Below are 15981 nucleotides of genomic sequence, written 5' to 3' on the forward strand. Positions count from 1 at the left end.
CACTGCCTGTCCCCGGCCTCGGGCACGAACCGACCGCTTTTGACCGCGTGCACGCACTACCTGTCCGCCGCCCGGGAGCGGCAGTCTGATGTTCGTGCCGAACGGGCTGGCCCGGGCCGCCGTGCGCTTCAAACCCGCCGCCTTCGTGGGGACGTTCATCGCACTCGCGATGGCCGCGATGATCGTGTCCGCCTGTGGCATCCTCCTGGAGACGGGGGTACGCGCCTCCGTCCCTCCCCAGCGCTACGCGGGCGCCCCCGTCGTGGTCGCCGCCGACCAGGGCGCCCACCTCGTCACCGGGCACGGTGACAACCGCGAGGACGAGGCCGTAGCGGTCCCTGACCGGGCACGGATCGCCAACTCCCTGGTGGCGAAGGCGGGTTCGGTGCCGGGCGCGCGTACGGCGGTGGCCGACGTGACGTTCCCGGTGCTCAGCCCGGGCGGCGCCCTCACCGGACACGGCTGGGGCTCCACCGTCTTCACCGGCGAGAAGCTCACCTCCGGCCGGGCCCCGGGCGCCGGTGAGGTCGTCCTCGCCGCGGGCGCGCCCGGCGGGAGGGCCACCGCGGTGGGTGACCGTGTCACTCTCACCACCGCCGACGGCGCCCGCGACTTCCGGGTCTCCGGTGTGACCGGCACGGCCGGTGACCCGACCGTCTGGTTCGCCGACTCCGAGGCGGTACGCGTCTCGGGTCACCCGGGCCGCATCGACGCGGTCGCCGTGCTGCCCAGGGCCGGAGTGAGCGCCGCCGCCCTCAAGTCCCAGGTGGCCCACGCCCTCGGGGACGCGGCCGAGGTGCACACCGGCGACGACCGCGGCGCCGTCGAGGACGCCTCCCTGGCCGGCGCCAAGGAGCTGCTCGTCGGGCTCGGCGCCTCCTTCGGCGGCGTCGCCGCCATGGTGGCCGTCTTCACCGCGGCTGGCACCGTGGCTCTCTCCGTGGGCCAGCGCGCCCGTGAGTTCGCCCTGCTCCGCGCCCTCGGCACCACCCCGCGCCAGATCCGCCGCACGATCGCCACCGAGACCCTGCTCGTCGCCCCGCTCGCCGGCCTCGTCGGCTGCCTGCCCGGCCTCGCGCTGGCCCGCTGGTGGTTCGGACAGCTCCAGGACAGGGGCGCGATCCCACAGGCCGTCGATCTGTCGGTCTCGTACATCCCGCTGGTCACGGCCGTCGGCGCGGTCCTCGTCACCGCGCTGTTCGCCGGCTTCATGGCGGCCCACCGCACCTCCCGGATCAGGCCGGGCCAGGCGCTCGGCGAGGCATCCGTGGAGCGGCTGCGCCCGGGCTGGATCCGTACGCCGCTGGGTCTCGCGGCCGCGGCCGGCGGATTCGTCTGCGCGGGCCTCGCCGCCTCGCTCACCGGGGAGGACGCGGCCAACGCGGCGCTCGGGATCGTCGTGCTCTTCATGCTCGCGATGGCCCTGCTCGGCCCGTTGGTCGCACGGGTCTGTGCCGCCCTGCTGGGGCTGCCGCTGCGCGGTGCGGGTGCCGCCGCCTCGCTGGCGGCCGCCAACTCCCGTACCAACGCCCGCCGACTGGCCTCCGCGATCACCCCGATCGTGCTCGCGATGGCCTTCTCCTCCGTCCTCGTCTTCATGCACACCAGCGAGGAGCGGGCCATCGAGGAGCAGCAGCGGGCCGGCGTCGTGGCCGACCACATCGTCACCTCCGACCCGGGCCTGGCCCCCGACGCCGTGGACCGGGCCGCCCGCACCCCCGGAGTCACCGCTGCCGTGGGCCTGTTGAGAACGGCCGTCCTCGTTCCGGCGAGCGGTTCGCTGGAGTCGGCCTCGGCCCAGGGCGTGACCGGCTCGGCGGCCTCCCTGGCGCGGGTGCAGGACCTCGACGTCCGGCACGGCATCCTCACGCTGAAGCCGGGGCAGGTCGCGCTCGACGGCGCGCTGGCCGACAGCACCCACGTGAAGGTCGGCGACCGCCTTCACCTGCGTCTGCCCGACGGCACCAGGGCGTCGCCGACGGTCGTGGCGACGTACGGCCGCGGTCTCGGTCTGTCCCAAGTAACGCTGAACCGGGACGACTTGGCGACGCACGTCACCAGCTCCCTCGACACGGAGATCTGGACGAAGGGCGGCACGGCCACCGCCCTGTCCGGCCTCGGCCGGGTCCTGGACCCCGGGGACCACACCGCCGCCCAGTCCCTCGACCGCGAGCTCAACGCCTGGGCGAACACCGTCATGGCGGCCGTCCTCGGTGGCTTCGCGGCCGTCGCCGCCGCCAACACCCTGGTGATGACGGTCCTCGACCGCCGCCGCGAACTCGGCACGCTCCGGCTGATCGGCTCCACCCGTCGCCAGGTGCTGCGGATGATCCGCTGGGAGGCCCTCCTGGTCGTCCTCGCGGGCATCGTCCTCGGCACGGTCATCGCGCTCGCCACGCTGGTGCCGATGATGAAGGGACTCACGGGTCAGGCGCCGTACATACCCCCGCTGTTGTACGCCTCGTTCGTCGCGGCGATCGTCGTGCTCGGTGTGACGGCGGCCACCGTCCCGGCCCGCGCGGCGCTGCGCGGGGAGACACTGGAGGGGTGACGCAGAATCTCCTGACCCTGGCCGAAGTCGAAGCCCTCGCCCGCAAGGCGCACGCCGCGCAGACCGACAAGGCGGGGCGGCCCTACGCCGAGCACCTCCAGGCCGTGGCCGAGGGGGTGCGCGAGCGCGGTGGCGACGACGAGCAGATAGCGGCGGCCTGGCTGCACGACGCCGTGGAGGACGAGGCGCTGTCCGAGAAGTGGCTGCACGAGGCCGCGCTCACCCGGCGCACCAAGGACATCGTCCTCGCCCTCACCAAACACGAGGACGAGCCCCCGGAGGCGTACGCGGAACGCATCCGCTCGACCTCGGGGGCTCTCCTGGTGAAGGCGGCGGACCTGGCGCACAACGCCGACCCGGCCCGGCTCGCGGTCCTCGACGAACACACCCGGGCCCGGCTGGCCAAGAAGTACGCCTCGATGCGCGCGCTTCTCGGCCTGCCGCCCGGGTGACGAGCGTCGGTCCGGCGAGGTGAGATCCCCGCCCTCTAAACCGAGGTCCTGATCCCGACCCGGGTCTCGGCGGTCCGGTCCTCGATGGTCCGGGGGTCGGCCTTCACGTCCGCGGTGGCGCGCTCGCGCGCGACCTCCTTGGCATCCCGCTTGAAGGCCCACTCCATCTTCGGCTCCATGGCGAAACGGAACATCCGCTGGACGGGCGGGGTGCACAGCACGGTGATGACCGTGGCCGCGAACAGCGTCACCAAGAGCTCACCGAGCGGCTGGTGCACCCACCCGTGGTCGAACCAGCCCCAGAAACGGGAGCCCTTGGCGAGGAAGCCGTGCAGCAGATAGCCGTACAGCGTGCCCGCGCCGAGGACCGTGAACCACATCTTCCGGCGCGGCACCCAGGCGAAGAAGCAGGCGGTGAGGACGAGCGAGCAGCCGAAGAGCGCGAGCGTCATCACGACGCCGGCCCACCACTGGAAGCCCATCTCCTGTGCGCTGTCCCGGTGGTAGAACCAGACCGAGGACATCCGCGGCGCGGCCCAGTACGCCACCAGCAGCGCGCCCGCGAAGACGGGCAGCGACAGGATGCGCACCTCACGGCGGCGGAGCAGCTGGAAGTGCTCGGGCTTCATGCACAGACCCACGACGAAGAACGGCAGGAACTGCAGCACCCGCTGGAGGTCGAGGTCGTCGCCGATGTCGGGGGAGACGGAGGCCAGCGCGCCGACGGCGAGCGCGAGCGGCACCGGCCAGCGCACGATCTTCCACAGCGGGGTGGTCAGCCGCCAGATGAACAGCGCGACCAGGAACCAGGTGAGGTACCAGGGGTCGAGCAGGCTGATCGGGTGGCCGGGATCGTGGTCGGCCCACCGTTTGAAGAGGGAGTACGCCACCTCGAAGAGGACGTACGGCACGGCGACCCCGGTGACCAGCCGCTTCAGCCGGTCGGGGCGCATGTCGAAACTGCGTGAGAAGTAGCCGGAGATGAGGATGAAGGCCGGCATGTGGAACGTGTAGACGACCATGTAGAGCGCCTCTGCGGCGCGGCTGCGGTCGGTGAGCGGTTCCCAGGCGTGACCCATGGCGACGAGGACGATCGCCAGGTACTTGGCGTTGTCGAAGAAGGCGTCGCGCTGTTTGGCCGGCTTGGTGTCGGGGGAGGCGGCCGGGGAGGCCTGCCGGGTGGGTTGGGGCGAGCGCGGACTCGGCACTCCGTCCACCGGCGGCTGTGCCGGGGGGAGCGGCGCTCTGTCGGGGCCGTGCGGACGCAACGAGTTCGTCACAGAGCCTCCCACCAAAAACTGGGCGGGACGATCCGGGACCTCGCTGCACTTGCGGGGGACGAGGCAGCGTGGAACATCTGAGGCACCCTAGCGTTGTCCATGGTATTTCGTAAAACCTCTGAGTGTGATTCCTGTTATCGCCTGCGGATACCCCGGATTTGGCGAAGTCAACATCCGAATCCATCCAAGATCCGACCCCCGATCGGCATACAGTATCCGGCTGTTGTGTCCGTATTCATCCCGACTAAATGGTGCATACCAGTCGCGGGCGACTCTGGTGAAATGTCCGGTTCATTAGTCTTTAGTTACCCGCCCGGGGGCGCCTTCGAGGTGTCTGTGGCAACAATTCGAATTACCTGCGAACACGATGTGTGGACATGGAAACGATCACTTTGAATTCCCTGTGCGGGGGGACCCTCGAATTGCTGTGCGGGGCCCGGCGGTTCGGTCCGCGGGGAAGGTGCGGACGCGACGGCTTCCCGTTTCCTTGGCCGAACGATGCCCCACCCGCCGCATACGGCGGGCCTGTTGGTGGCACGATGGTTCTGGCGGGGGTGTGCGCGGGGATGGCACCCCCGGGCCGGGAGAGCGGAACCGACCGTAGGGTGTGATCAGTTGTGGCCATTTCGCTGTCAGTGGTGCTGCTGTTGGCGATCATCCTGGTGGTGTTGATCCGAGGGGGATCGATCAAGGCGGGCCCAGCCATCGTGGCGGTGCTCTTCGGCTTCTTCCTCGCCTCGACCGGGATGGCTCCGTCCATCAACCGGTTCCTCAACTCGATAGCGGAGACCATCAACTCGATCAGCTTCTGACCGAGAGGGGCACGCCCCGGCCCCGCGGCGAGCCGGGGACACACCCCTGCCCCGGGACCTCGCGCGCCCCGTCTCCGCTCACCTCTATTACGAACGCGACGGGCCGAGGAAGCCGCTGGAGAACGAACGAGGGCCAGGCGGAGGATCGAACCTCTGCCTGGCCCTACGTCATATGGAGCGGGCGACGGGAATCGAACCCGCGTAGCTAGTTTGGAAGATCGCGTATGCGCACCGGGGCTGAACTGGTGAAACGCTAACCTGCGTGTTTGTCGCTGGTTCCCCGTCGTTCCCCGTGGGCGCCTCTGGTGTGCCCTCTCGTCGGGCACGTGACGGGCACGCCGGGCGGGGCGACAAGTGGACGCGTCGCCCCGCTTGGTATTAGGCGGCGTCGCGCTCGATCGTGTGGACGTCCTTCGCCAGGATGCGGAGCACGATGCCCTCGCTGTCCTCGAAGTCGATGTAGTCGCCGACGGTCTGGAACTTCTGCGCCTCGACCTCTCGGTACGAGCTGCTGAACTTCCTGTTGATCACGAACTTAGGCATGTGAGCCTCCTCATATCTCAGGCAGGAGGCGACCCTGGTGTTCCATCGGTGATGGACACCCTGTACGTTGACGAACGACTGCCAAGAAGTTCCCAACCCCGGCCGCCTGTCACCACGGCATGGCGCCGGGGTTTGTGCTGCCCTCAAGTGCGTAGGGTACTCGATCGCATGTTCGTGACCGAACCGATGATCGCTAATGTGGTCGAGATCACTGCCTGCTTGAGGCGATGCGTGATAGAGGCAGGAGACCGGCCCTGAGATTGATCGAGGGTCGAAAGTGCAGCGCCCCGGGGTTGAGGTCCGTATCCTGCCTATATGCCAGAAGGAAGACCGGCAATCCCGCGGCCGCTGGAACGTCGAGTGTTGGTGGAGGCCGGTCATCGGTGTGCCATCCCGACGTGCCGCACCGTCCCGGTAGAGCTCGCGCACATCGACCCGTGGTCCAAGGTCCAAGAGCACACGTTTGAGAATCTCATTGCGTTGTGCCCGACCTGTCACACGAGGTACGACAACGGTGATATCGACCGGCTTTCCATGAAGACGTACAAGGCCAACCTCTCGGTCATCTCTGGTCGATACGGAGAGATGGAGAGGCGCATTCTTGACCTCTTGGTGGAGTCGCCCCAGGCTGCGCAGATCAGGCTGCCTGGCGGCTGGGACATCCAACTGATGTATCTGATCAAGGATGGGCTGTTGGCCGTGGCGCAGGGTGGCGCGCGGATCGAGATCGCGGGGATCCCTGCCCATCAAGACTTTGTCGTAACTCCCGCTGGACGAGACTTCGTTAGCCGCTGGGTGAAGGCTGAACCCGTAGAGGGCGACGACTAGGTCGGTGGAGCGGCTTTGGGCGGGAGCTGCCATGGGGCGAGTGATCATGGCCCCGTAAGCTTCCGGCGAGTCGGGCAGTCTGTGGACCTGCCCGTTAAAGCACGACGTTGGGGCCATGATCTTCGAGGCTCGCCCCATGGTGGCTGCCTAAAGCCGTGGAGCCGACCGCCCCAGCCACGGGGCAACGGCCATGGGAGCGGGAGAGTCCGCCGCGTACCGCTGCCGCGATCCGGCCTCTTTCGGTAAGACAAAGCGTCTGTGACCTGCTGTGCGGCAATCGCTTTGCTCCCCATGGCCCCGTGCTGGGTTTTGGCCGCTGCCGGGGGCGACGGACGGGCCGGCGCGCCCAGCCGGTGGCGCAGACATTGAGGCAGGGGGCGCCGGGCCGGCCGGCGCCCCCCGCGCTGTGCGCGGCCCTCGGTCCTTTGATCGACCTCACTTCGTTAGGCGGTGCGGGTCTGGTGGTGCTGGGTGAGTTCCCCGTGCGCTTGCGTGGCAACGGGTGCTTGGGCTTTCCCCTCCCAGAGGTCGGATCGCGGCAGCGGTACGCGGTGGGATCTTCCGCGTCACTCGGACTGATCATCCCGGGGCAGGAGTGGTTGGCGCTCGCGGCTGCTGATGCGGCCGCGAGCGCAGCGAGCCTTGATGATGTAGGGAAAGTTTGGCCGCGTCCTTCGGAGATCGGCTCTGTCGAGTGGCAGGCTCCGCGGCTACGCTGGTGCGGGCCAGGTGATGACATCGGGGAGTGTGCTCAAGGGATGGAAACGAAGTCGGCGCGGGTTGACCGCACGATTCGCGAATGGATCTCCGCGGGCAAGTACCCGCCAGGCTCCAAGCTCCCTTCAGAGCGCACGCTGATCGAAGACCTCGACATCGGGCGCACTCAACTGCGCGTCGTCTTGGGGCGTCTCGCGCTCGAAGGCATCGTGGAAGTACACGGGCGAAGCTCGTACCGCGTTCCCGAGCATGCCGTCTCCGTTGAGACACCGAGGGACTTGGAGCCATGGCGGATCCATGGAGAACGCACCGTCTATGACAACCGGTGGGTGAAGCTCGGTCTCGTTGATGTTGAGCCGCCCGGCATGGAGCGGTTCGAACATCACGTGGTGCGGCTGCACCATGTCGCGATCGCTGCGGTTCTCGATGATCAGGACCGAGTACTGATGCTTTGGCGCTACCGCTTCGTGCCCGACACGTTCGGCTGGGAGTTGCCCGGTGGCATCGTCGATGACGGGGAGGATCCCGCTGCGGCTGCTGCCCGTGAGGTCGAGGAAGAGACCGGTTGGCGCCCGGATGGTCTGAAGCACATGATCACCTATCAGCCCATGGTCGGCATGGTCGATTCGCCGCATGAGATCTACGTGGGCCGTGGTGCCAAGCACATCGGGGAGCCAACGGACCTCGAAGAGGCTGGCCGGGTCGCCTGGGTGCCGCTCGCCGACATTCCTGGGCTCATGGCAAGCGGGGACCTGATGGGCTCGGGAACCCTCGTCGCGCTTCTGCACGTGCTTGCATCGCGGACCGGCGGGAAGTCCCCTACAACCGCTGCGTGAGCTGTTCTATTCGGCGGCGGTGGCGAACAGATCCGGTCCGGTTCGCGAGAAGACGCGCTTGCCGAAGGTGATCGGTTGCCTGGTCATACTCGCCACGCGCCAGATGCGCCTGCGCGAGATCGCACCGCAGTCCGGACGTTGCCCGGATGAATGTGGGGTCTACAGCCTCAAGAGCTACGTACAGGTTGTCTACCGCGTCATCATCTCCAAGCAGCGCGAGGGCGTTGCCCCGCCATCGGCTCAGATGGCCTTCGTTCAGGAAGATGCTCAACATGTCTGGGTCGCGGGCATCTTGGCCTGACGGCAGACACTGGGTCGCCTTGTCCAGTGCTCGCCGGCAGTCGTCGGGCATGTTGGCCTTGGCGCATATCTCGGCCTCGGCTGCGTACAGCCATGCCCGCAGTCGGGGAGACATCGCCCTTCCGCCGGCGCGTTGGGCATCCCTGATCAATTCGACCGCTACGGCTGGTCGACCCGCGTCGCAGAGTACGTACGCCTGCTCGGCTGTGGCGTGCGCAAGGTACATCGGAGCTTCCGCTTCCTTGGCAGCGTGCTTGCCCAACTCGTAGTGCCGCCAGGCTCGTTCGACGGCTCCGACATCGAGGGCCTGCCATGCGGCGAGTGTCGCTGCGCCGGCGAGTGCCTGCGCGACGGGTCGACGCGTGTCGGGGAGCACGGCGAAGGTCAACGCTTCTTCGAGCGTCGAGAGATGGCCGCTCATCTGGTCAACGAGACTGGCTGCACCCATCTGACGATCTACGGTCCGTAGTAGCTCGGTCTGGTCCATGAAGGTCTTCACCATGGTGAGACTGACGCTGCGGGCTGCGTCGATACGGCTTACCAGGTCGTCATATCCGTCAGCTTCCGGGATCTCTGGCGCGGTGTGCTTGCCGTTCAGCTCGTCGTCGGTGATGCCGAGCAATGCCCGGAGGATCTTTGCGTAGCGCTCCGTGATCGGACGCCGATCGTTCTCCCACTCCGAGACGTAGACGCGCAGGCTGGCTGTGGACGCGATCGTGAGCAAGTGCTGTCGCGCGTACCGCTCGATCTCTCGGATCAGCCGTTCTTGAGACCACTCGCGCGCGCTTCTCGCTGCCCGGAGTCCGTTCGTCACGTGCACCGCCCTGCATGTGAGTCCTGAGCCGTAACAGCAGCATGCCGCACATCTGCGCAGGTCGTCAGGGGTTAACCCAAACCGCGTTAACCCCTGTTGGCTACCGGGTCGTTGGCGAACGCGGTTGCCTAGAAGTGTCGCAGGAAGGCGAGTTGAGAAAGCCGGATCGCGACAGGGCTTGACATCTGGTGCGCACCAGATGGAATCTATTGGTGCGCACCAGTTGGGAACGCGAGTGTCCGTGGCTGTTTGCGGACCAAGACCAACAACACGCAGGAGCGGCGACCCACCGCCAAGTAGTCCGCCGCTCCCGCCCCTCGGAAAAGGGAGTTCCATAATGCGTCAGATCCCCGTCGACACGAACGGTGCGACCCTGATGGTCGCCCAGCCCCCGCAGGTCAAGATGCGCGACAAGCGAAACGGCGTGATCGCCACCGACCAGGACACCGGGCACACGCTCGTCACGGTGGACGTGCTGTTCGTGATGAACGGCAACGCCGAGGTCGTGAGCATCACCGTGGCCGAGCCGGACATCTCCGGTGAGCTGGCCATGGGCACCCCGGTCGCACTGACTGGACTGGTCGCCCGGCCGTGGGAGAACGAGTTCAACGGCCAGAAGCGCCACGGCATCAGCTTCCGCGCGGTCGCCGTGACCTCGCTCGCCGCCGGCGCCTCGAAGCCCAAGGCGGCCTAACGATGAGCTGGTTACTGATCGCCATCGCGGTCGTGGTTGGGTCGGCGTTGCTGCTGAAGTGGCGCCGCCCGGCCTGGTACTGGCTGGTCTTCGGCATCCTGTTCGCCGCACTGCGGATCCGCTTCCGCTACGCGGCCGTGATGGATGCCTGTCACCTCACCGTCCCTGCCTCGCGCCTCCGGCTGGCGCTGGCCCGCTGGTCCAAGAGGCCGGCTCCGCAGCAGCGCATTCCTCGGTTGCTGTGGCTGAGGCCGACCCGGACCGGCGTTCGACTGCGGATCAAGATGCGCCCCGGGCAGGACGCGTTCGAGTTCTCCGCTGCCGGCGACAGGCTGCGCCACTCCTTCGGCGTCCACCAGGTCACCTCCCGGGAAGTGAAGCCGGGCGTAGTCGAAATCACCCTGACCGGCTATGACGTGCTCAAGCACGTGCAGATGCCCGTCAAGACCGACCGTGGTCTGCTGAAGATCCCGGTTGCGCTGGTGGAGGACGGTTCGGTCCACTACCGGGACTACCGGGAGGTGCCGCACTCGGTGACGGTCGGCGCCACGCAGTCCGGTAAGTCTGTCTTCCAGCGAACTGTGATCAAAGAACTCGCCGCTCAGCCGGTCGCCCTGGTCGGCATCGACTGCAAGACGATCGAACTCGACCCGTTCGCCCGACGCTTCTCCGCCCTGGTCGACAATCCCAACGACGCGGCCGATCTGCTCGAAGCGCTGGTGGTCCGCATGGAGGGCACCTACGACGTGATCCGCCACGAACAGCGGATCAGTGCCGACACCCCGGATGCGGAGATCGCCGCGAACATCTGGGACCTGCCCGAAGCGCTGCGCCCGGTGCCGATCGTGGTCACGATCGACGAGATCGCCGAACTCGCCATGAGTGCCAAGAGGAACGATCCGCGCCGGGACCGGATCATCACTGCCCTGATCCGGCTCGCTCAACTGGGCCGCGCCGCCGGCGTCTTCCTGGACATCTACGGGCAGCGCTTCGGCTCCGAACTCGGCGACGGCATCACCATGCTGCGTGCCCAGCTCACCGGCCGGATCGTGCACCGCGTCAACGACGAGTCGACCGCGAAGATGGCCTTTGGGGACATCTCTCCGCACGCTGTGTTCGCCGCCACGCAGATTCCCAACGACCGCCGAGGAATGGCCGTCGTCGGCTACTCCACCGGTGAGTGGACGCGCATCCGTACTCCGCACACGTCGATGCGCCAAGCCGTGTCCGCCTGCAACCGGTACGCCCATCTGGTGCCGGACCTGCCGGAGTTGGCGCGCTTCAGGCCCGTGCTGGATCTCGCGGCCGTTGAGGCGCCGGCAGTGGCTGAAGCTGCCTGATCTCTCCCTGCTTCACCGGTTGGCGTGACCGTCTCGCGCCAGGTCCCTACCCGCTCCATGCCTGAAGCCGGAAGGAGATCACCTCATGGCCGGACGCAAGAGCCCCGCTCGCAAGGCTCCGGAGCTGCGGAAGTGCGAGCCGTGCAACGGCACCGGAGAGACCCCCCGCACGGTCCGTGTCGGCCGCAAGCAACGCGTTGTCGGACAGCAGTCCGGCATCTGCCTTGCCTGCTTCGGAACCGGCGAAGCCACCGACTGAACCCCACCCGGGGCCGGGCGGCCGGACTTGATCCCCGCCCTGCCCTGGTCCAACCCCTCGAAGGAGGTGAAGACATGCCCCGCTCGATCCGACCGGACGCCGTACTCGTACAAGCCGTGATCGCCGGCGCTCTGTCCTTCGCCCACCTGCACGAGCTCGCCGACGCGGCTGGACAGACCGGCTGGAAGGCCTGGGCCTACCCGATCAGCGTTGACCTGCTCCTGGTCGCTGCCTGGCGTCGGCTGCGTAGTGGCGGGCCGTCCCGACTGGCCTGGTGCTGGTTCCTGATCGCCCTGGTTGCCTCGCTCGGAGCCAACGTCGCAACGGCCGGGTTCCTCGACCTCGCCCACCCTCCGGCCTGGCTGCGCTTCGGCATCGCCGGATGGCCCGCGCTGGCCTTCCTCGGCGGCACCCTTCTCGCTCATTCGCACTCCGGAGAGGATCCGGCACCAGCTCCGCCGGCGTCCAGCGCCTCCATCCCCGTGCCTGAAGTCGAACGCGAGCCTGCCGCTGATGCTCGGCCGCAGACCGCACCGCTGACCGCTGTGCAGGAAGCGCCGGCCCTACCCGCCGCCGAACCTGATCCGGCTCCGTCGGTACCGGCAGCCCTGGTCGCCCACGCTCGCAAGCTCGCCGACGACCACCGCGCCCGCACTGGCAGCCGGATCGACACCGACACCCTGCGCGCCCGCCTCGGCGTCCCCGCCCCGATGGCGGATGCGATCGCCGCTCAACTCAACTGATTCCGAAGGGAGTTCCACCCATGGGCCTCTACCAGATCTTCCGCGAACTGCGCCGCGTTGGTCAGGTCACCGTCGGCACCGCCCACGGACGCCGCGGAGAGATCAAGTACGTAGCCGCCTGCGCCGCGGAGGACTGCGGCTGGTCCGTCGAGTACGACGACGCCAGTCCCGCCATGATCGCCGCCCAGGGCCACCGCTGCCGCGTCCGCTGACCCGAAGAAAGGAGATCAGCTCATGTCCGTGCCGCTCTGGTTCTTCATCGCCTGCGTCGGTCTCGTCGGCATCAAGCTCGTCCGCCCGCCGCTCTGGCTGGTCCTGGTCCTGCTGATCGGCGGCTACCTCCTCGCCGACAGCTTCCTTGCCCCCGCCATCGACACCGCCACCAAGTAACCCCGTCCAGAAGGGAGATCAACCGTGTTCCAGCCCCGCATCCCGGTCAACCCGATCCCGACCGGCCAGATCGTGCCCGTCATCACGCCGACCGCCATTGAGCAGCACCACCCCGCTCCGGTGACTCCCTGCGGCTGCCAGCACCACGCACCGGCTCCCGTTGCCCCGGCGCCGCCTCGATCGACCACCCAGCTCACCCCGGGCGCTGTCGTGGCTGTGGCCGGTGCGGGTGTCGCCGTGGTTCTGGTCGTCGGAGCGGTCCTCGTCTCCATGCTGCTCGCCGTCGCCATCACCGGCGCCTCGCTCGCCATCTGCGCCTTGGTCATCCGCTCCCTGATCACCACCGACGCGAAGCGACGCTAACCGGCCCCCGGAGCGGCCTCGGTCGCCAAACTTCCGCCGCTCCGGGCGCCTTCCCACCTTCCAGATCCAACGGACCCGAAAGGGAAGCACCATCATGCCTCAGCGCGTCCTGAACATGCCTATTTGCTCCCACTGCGACGGCCAGGCCGCCGCCGCGATCACCACCGGCGTCCGTCACCGCGACGGCTCCCGGGAGACCATCCAGGTCGCCTGCCCGGCCTGCCACGGCATCGGCACCATTCCGGTTCGTCGGCGGGAGGTGGCTCGTGTCTGATCCCACCCCCGCGGGCCTCGACCCGGTCACCCTCGCCGACATGCTGAGGGTGGCCGGCGCCAATGACTTCGATCGTTGGCAAGACCAGATCCGCCGCACCGGTGGCTGTGCCGACCCGATCCACATCACGGGTTGGTCGCTCACCAAAGACAAGACGACCGGCGAGACCCTGCACCGCTACAGCACCGAGAACGAGCCCGGTGGCCGGCTGCGCATCGCCTGCGGTAACCGCCGTGCCTCTCGCTGCCCGGCCTGCGCCTGGATGTACGCCGGCGACACCTACCACCTCATCCGCGCGGGCCTGGCCGGCGACGATCGCCACGACATCCCCGCCACCGTCCGCGAACACCCCCGCGTCTTCGCCACCTTCACCGCCCCCACCTTCGGCCCCGTCCACAACCGGCCCACACACGGCCGCTGCCGCTGCGGCGCCCAGCACACCTCCGAAGATCCGGCACTCGGTACAGCCCTCGATCCGACGACCTACGACTACGCGGGCGCGGTCCTCTTCAACAACCACGCCGGCGACCTGTGGCACCGCTTCATCAAACGACTGCGCCGAGAAATCGCCGCACGAGCCGGCCTGACCCAACGCGAACTCGCCGACACCGCACGCCTGTCGTACGGCAAGGTCGCCGAATTCCAAAAGCGCGGCGCCGTCCACTTCCACGCCGTGATGCGCCTCGACGGACCCGACGGACCCGAAGACCCCCCGCCGCCCTGGGCGAGCGTCGAACTCCTCACCCACGCGATCCGCGCCGCCGCCGTACACCGCTACGCCTCGGTCTCCGTGCCCGCCGCTGGCGATGAGCCGCCCCGCACCTTCCAGTGGGGCACTCAGCTCGACATCCGCCCCGTGAAGTCCTTCGGAGACGGTACGGACGTCACCGAGCAGGCCGTGGCCTCCTACGTCGCCAAGTACGCCACCAAAGCCGCCGAAACGACCGGCACCCTCGACCGGCCCATCGGCAACCGCGAAGCACCCGTACGCCTCGGCGTCCCCGACCACGCCCGCCGCCTCATCGATGCCTGCTTCGACCTCGAACCCCTCTACCCGGAGCGTCGCCTACGCGCCTGGGCCCACATGCTCGGCTTCCGCGGCCACTTCTCCTCCAAGTCCCGCCGCTACTCCACCACCCTCGGCACCCTCCGCCAGATCCGCGCCGACTACCGCGCCGCCCAAGAGGACCAAGCCCGAGGCCTCGACGACACCGAGCCGAACACCGTCCTCGTCCTCGCCTCCTGGCAGTACGCCGGCCACGGCCACACACCCGGCGAATCCGCCCTCGCCGCATCCATCGCCCGAGACCTCCAACTGAACCGTGAGACAGCACGAGAAGCCCTGCAAGACCTCGACACCCAGGGGGAGGGCTGAAGATGGATCGACTGATGGACGTGGAAGAAGTTGCCGAACTGCTGGGAACGACGGTGCGTTTCCCTCGACGGCTGATCGAGGAACGGCGCATCGAGTACGTGAAGCTCGGGCGGCACGTCCGCATCCGTGAAAGCGTCGTGCGGGCACTGATCGCGAGCAACACCGTGGCGCCTCGCCGTTCCGTCTCGACGCTGCGGGCGGTGGCCTGATGGCGGGCAAGCGTCGACAGTTCGGCCGCGTCCGCAAGCTCCCGTCCGGCCGCTATCAGGCCCGCTACGCAGGTCCTGACGGGCAGCTCCGCCCGGCACCCGAGACCTTCCGCACGAAACGGGACGCGGATGACTGGCTGGCCGACAAACAGTCCGAGCTACGCCGTGGTGACTGGCACGATCCGGATGCCGGAAAGGTGGCCTTCGGCCCGTATGCCGCTGCCTGGATCACGGAACGCGAACTGACCACCACCACCCGACAGCTCTACCGCTCGCTCCTGCGGCATCACCTCGAACCGACCTTCGGGGCGCTCAATGTCGCGGACATCTCGCCCCCGTTCGTGCGGCGTTGGCGAGCCGAGAAACTCGCCGCCGGCACCGGTCCGACCACGGTGGCCAAGGCGTACGCCCTGCTGCGCGCGATCATGGGAACGGCCGTTGCGGACCAGATGATCCGGCGCAACCCGTGCACGATCAAGGGTGCGAGCACCGTGCACACCCCGGAACGACCGACCGCCACGGTGCAGGAGGTCTACAACCTGGCCGACGCGATTCAGCCCCGGTACCGGGCGCTCGTGCTGATGGCCGGCCTCCTCGGCCTGCGCTGGGGTGAACTGATCGGTCTGCACCGCCGGGATGTCGACCTGGACGCCGGCGCCGTGCGTGTTCGCCGTGCCGTCGCCGAACTCTTCAACGGGCAGCGCGAGATCAAGGCGCCCAAGAGCGCAGCCGGCAAGCGCACGGTGGCCATTCCGGCAGTGATCGTCGCGGACATCCGTGATCACTTGGAGCGGTACGCGGAGCATGGGGCCGATGGCCGGGTCTTCGTCGGGGCCAAGGGTGCGACCCCGCGCCGGAACCACTTCAACCGGCTGTGGCGCAAGGCGTGCGCGGACGCGGAGATCAAGGGACTGCACTTCCATGATCTTCGGCATACGGGCAACACCCTGGCCGCGTCGACTGGGGCGAGCACGCGAGAGCTGATGTCCCGCATGGGCCACAGCACCGCCCGTGCTGCGCTGATCTATCAGCACGCGAGCGCCGACCGTGACCGACTGATTGCCGATGCCGTGAGCGGTCTTGTCGACAAGAGCCGGAAGAAGTCCCGGAAGGCCAAGAAGAAGCAAGATCGAAAGCCGAAGGGGCACGCGGGGGACACGGCGGACTGAACGGAGCCCCCGGCAACGACAAGGGCCAGGCA

At 68.2% G+C, this 15981-nt stretch carries 19 protein-coding genes; 16 read left to right on the forward strand and 3 right to left on the reverse strand.

Features of this window, described 5'->3' with window-relative positions; all coding sequences use genetic code 11:
- The first annotated feature begins 88 nt into the window (after window positions 1–88).
- Together ACFWM2_RS25580 and ACFWM2_RS25585 are read left to right on the forward strand one after the other, a co-directional pair.
- On the forward strand, window positions 89–2551 hold the full coding sequence (locus ACFWM2_RS25580) for an FtsX-like permease family protein (RefSeq protein WP_383284246.1): 2463 nt from the start codon (window positions 89–91) through the stop codon (window positions 2549–2551).
- Complete coding sequence (locus ACFWM2_RS25585) at window positions 2548–3003, forward strand: HD domain-containing protein (protein ID WP_383284249.1); 456 nt, start codon at window positions 2548–2550, stop codon at window positions 3001–3003. Before ACFWM2_RS25580 ends, ACFWM2_RS25585 begins: the two co-directional genes overlap by 4 nt.
- Window positions 3004–3038: 35 nt before the next feature.
- On the opposite strand, the gene ACFWM2_RS25590 is transcribed toward ACFWM2_RS25585, so the two are convergent.
- Window positions 3039–4283 (reverse strand): acyltransferase family protein, encoded by a 1245-nt coding sequence (locus ACFWM2_RS25590; RefSeq protein WP_383284252.1) that lies wholly within the window; start codon window positions 4281–4283, stop codon window positions 3039–3041.
- 617 nt (window positions 4284–4900) lie between these two features.
- Here ACFWM2_RS25590 and ACFWM2_RS25595 point away from each other — a divergent pair.
- The gene (locus ACFWM2_RS25595; RefSeq protein WP_016435177.1) at window positions 4901–5095 is read left to right on the forward strand and encodes a hypothetical protein; all 195 of its coding nucleotides are present in this window, start codon (window positions 4901–4903) and stop codon (window positions 5093–5095) included.
- 378 nt (window positions 5096–5473) lie between these two features.
- On the opposite strand, the gene ACFWM2_RS25600 is transcribed toward ACFWM2_RS25595, so the two are convergent.
- A complete protein-coding gene (locus ACFWM2_RS25600) occupies window positions 5474–5638 on the reverse strand; it encodes a hypothetical protein (RefSeq protein ID WP_383284256.1) in 165 nt (54 codons plus the stop codon).
- A gap of 315 nt (window positions 5639–5953) precedes the next feature.
- Between ACFWM2_RS25600 and ACFWM2_RS25605 the strand changes: the two genes are divergently transcribed.
- Complete coding sequence (locus ACFWM2_RS25605) at window positions 5954–6466, forward strand: HNH endonuclease (protein ID WP_383284259.1); 513 nt, start codon at window positions 5954–5956, stop codon at window positions 6464–6466.
- 758 nt (window positions 6467–7224) lie between these two features.
- Complete coding sequence (locus ACFWM2_RS25610; protein ID WP_383284262.1) at window positions 7225–8019, forward strand: NUDIX domain-containing protein; 795 nt, start codon at window positions 7225–7227, stop codon at window positions 8017–8019.
- Here ACFWM2_RS25610 and ACFWM2_RS25615 read toward each other — a convergent pair.
- Window positions 8003–9133: an XRE family transcriptional regulator gene (locus ACFWM2_RS25615; protein ID WP_383284265.1), complete on the reverse strand. Its 1131-nt coding sequence runs from the start codon at window positions 9131–9133 to the stop codon at window positions 8003–8005. The two genes, ACFWM2_RS25610 and ACFWM2_RS25615, sit on opposite strands and share 17 nt — an antisense overlap.
- 337 nt (window positions 9134–9470) lie before the next feature.
- Between ACFWM2_RS25615 and ACFWM2_RS25620 the strand changes: the two genes are divergently transcribed.
- From ACFWM2_RS25620 to ACFWM2_RS25670, 11 genes are all read left to right on the forward strand, one after another.
- Window positions 9471–9827: a hypothetical protein gene (locus ACFWM2_RS25620; protein ID WP_383284268.1), complete on the forward strand. Its 357-nt coding sequence runs from the start codon at window positions 9471–9473 to the stop codon at window positions 9825–9827.
- A 2-nt stretch (window positions 9828–9829) separates the two neighbouring features.
- Window positions 9830–11167 carry an FtsK/SpoIIIE domain-containing protein gene (locus ACFWM2_RS25625; protein ID WP_383284270.1) on the forward strand — a complete coding sequence of 446 codons (1338 nt, stop codon included), beginning with the start codon at window positions 9830–9832 and terminating at the stop codon, window positions 11165–11167.
- 85 nt (window positions 11168–11252) lie between these two features.
- Window positions 11253–11426: a hypothetical protein gene (locus tag ACFWM2_RS25630; protein ID WP_383284272.1), complete on the forward strand. Its 174-nt coding sequence runs from the start codon at window positions 11253–11255 to the stop codon at window positions 11424–11426.
- A gap of 74 nt (window positions 11427–11500) precedes the next feature.
- Entirely contained in the window at window positions 11501–12169 is a 669-nt protein-coding gene (locus tag ACFWM2_RS25635) for a DUF2637 domain-containing protein (RefSeq protein ID WP_383284275.1), read from the forward strand.
- Window positions 12170–12189: 20 nt separating this feature from the next.
- On the forward strand, window positions 12190–12381 hold the full coding sequence (locus tag ACFWM2_RS25640; protein ID WP_383284277.1) for a mobile element transfer protein: 192 nt from the start codon (window positions 12190–12192) through the stop codon (window positions 12379–12381).
- Window positions 12382–12403: 22 nt separating this feature from the next.
- Complete coding sequence (locus tag ACFWM2_RS25645; protein WP_383284279.1) at window positions 12404–12559, forward strand: hypothetical protein; 156 nt, start codon at window positions 12404–12406, stop codon at window positions 12557–12559.
- A gap of 24 nt (window positions 12560–12583) precedes the next feature.
- Window positions 12584–12922: a SpdD-like protein gene (locus tag ACFWM2_RS25650; RefSeq protein WP_383284282.1), complete on the forward strand. Its 339-nt coding sequence runs from the start codon at window positions 12584–12586 to the stop codon at window positions 12920–12922.
- 115 nt (window positions 12923–13037) lie between these two features.
- Window positions 13038–13196 (forward strand): hypothetical protein, encoded by a 159-nt coding sequence (locus ACFWM2_RS25655; RefSeq protein ID WP_383284284.1) that lies wholly within the window; start codon window positions 13038–13040, stop codon window positions 13194–13196.
- Window positions 13189–14571, forward strand: coding sequence for a replication initiator protein RepSA (gene repSA / locus ACFWM2_RS25660; RefSeq protein WP_383284287.1), 1383 nt, complete (start codon window positions 13189–13191; stop codon window positions 14569–14571). Before ACFWM2_RS25655 ends, repSA begins: the two co-directional genes overlap by 8 nt.
- Before the next feature lie 14 nt (window positions 14572–14585).
- On the forward strand, window positions 14586–14780 hold the full coding sequence (locus ACFWM2_RS25665; RefSeq protein ID WP_383284290.1) for an excisionase family DNA-binding protein: 195 nt from the start codon (window positions 14586–14588) through the stop codon (window positions 14778–14780).
- Window positions 14780–15949: a tyrosine-type recombinase/integrase gene (locus ACFWM2_RS25670; protein ID WP_383284293.1), complete on the forward strand. Its 1170-nt coding sequence runs from the start codon at window positions 14780–14782 to the stop codon at window positions 15947–15949. Before ACFWM2_RS25665 ends, ACFWM2_RS25670 begins: the two co-directional genes overlap by 1 nt.
- Window positions 15950–15981: the final 32 nt, after the last annotated feature.

Origin of the sequence: Streptomyces sp. NPDC058371 (assembly GCF_042723265.1) — a bacterium.
Lineage (GTDB): Bacteria > Actinomycetota > Actinomycetes > Streptomycetales > Streptomycetaceae > Streptomyces.

What these genes read in the sequence shown, in the direction of transcription:
- ACFWM2_RS25580 (WP_383284246.1), top strand. Translation starts at nt 89, where the DNA reads ATGTTCGTGCCGAACGGGCTGGCCCGGGCCGCCGTGCGCTTCAAACCC.
- ACFWM2_RS25600 (WP_383284256.1), bottom strand. Translation starts at nt 5,638, where the DNA reads ATGCCTAAGTTCGTGATCAACAGGAAGTTCAGCAGCTCGTACCGAGAG.
- ACFWM2_RS25605 (WP_383284259.1), top strand. Translation starts at nt 5,954, where the DNA reads ATGCCAGAAGGAAGACCGGCAATCCCGCGGCCGCTGGAACGTCGAGTG.
- ACFWM2_RS25610 (WP_383284262.1), top strand. Translation starts at nt 7,225, where the DNA reads ATGGAAACGAAGTCGGCGCGGGTTGACCGCACGATTCGCGAATGGATC.
- ACFWM2_RS25620 (WP_383284268.1), top strand. Translation starts at nt 9,471, where the DNA reads ATGCGTCAGATCCCCGTCGACACGAACGGTGCGACCCTGATGGTCGCC.
- ACFWM2_RS25625 (WP_383284270.1), top strand. Translation starts at nt 9,830, where the DNA reads ATGAGCTGGTTACTGATCGCCATCGCGGTCGTGGTTGGGTCGGCGTTG.
- ACFWM2_RS25630 (WP_383284272.1), top strand. Translation starts at nt 11,253, where the DNA reads ATGGCCGGACGCAAGAGCCCCGCTCGCAAGGCTCCGGAGCTGCGGAAG.
- ACFWM2_RS25635 (WP_383284275.1), top strand. Translation starts at nt 11,501, where the DNA reads ATGCCCCGCTCGATCCGACCGGACGCCGTACTCGTACAAGCCGTGATC.
- ACFWM2_RS25640 (WP_383284277.1), top strand. Translation starts at nt 12,190, where the DNA reads ATGGGCCTCTACCAGATCTTCCGCGAACTGCGCCGCGTTGGTCAGGTC.
- ACFWM2_RS25645 (WP_383284279.1), top strand. Translation starts at nt 12,404, where the DNA reads ATGTCCGTGCCGCTCTGGTTCTTCATCGCCTGCGTCGGTCTCGTCGGC.
- ACFWM2_RS25655 (WP_383284284.1), top strand. Translation starts at nt 13,038, where the DNA reads ATGCCTATTTGCTCCCACTGCGACGGCCAGGCCGCCGCCGCGATCACC.
- ACFWM2_RS25665 (WP_383284290.1), top strand. Translation starts at nt 14,586, where the DNA reads ATGGACGTGGAAGAAGTTGCCGAACTGCTGGGAACGACGGTGCGTTTC.
- ACFWM2_RS25670 (WP_383284293.1), top strand. Translation starts at nt 14,780, where the DNA reads ATGGCGGGCAAGCGTCGACAGTTCGGCCGCGTCCGCAAGCTCCCGTCC.